The sequence below is a fragment of the Microbacterium sp. GbtcB4 genome (assembly GCF_019091465.1).
Classification (GTDB): Bacteria; Actinomycetota; Actinomycetes; order Actinomycetales; family Microbacteriaceae; genus Microbacterium; species Microbacterium paraoxydans.
Window position 1 is genome coordinate 1 of the sequence record NZ_JAGXJJ010000696.1, and the last position, 232, is coordinate 232.

At 69.8% G+C, this 232-nt stretch carries 1 pseudogene; it reads left to right on the plus strand.

The window, feature by feature from the left end:
* Positions 1-232, plus strand: a pseudogene (locus KVS71_RS19300) (ABC transporter permease); the annotation flags it as partial.

Genomic DNA, 232 nt, shown 5'->3' on the forward strand with positions numbered 1-232 from the left:
GCACGGCCCGCACGCCCGTCCTGGGCATCCACCCCCCGCCCACACTCGGGGGGAACCCCATCGCGTTCACCAACGAAGACCTGCAGAAGGCCTCCGGGTACTTCTTCGCCAAGCCGAGCGACACGTTCGGCGCGGCCTGGAACGCGGTCTACATCGGCTACGAGGCGCTGTGCCGCGGAGCGATCTTCAACGCACGCGGCGCCGACTTCGCCGCGCAGATCCGTCCGCTGAC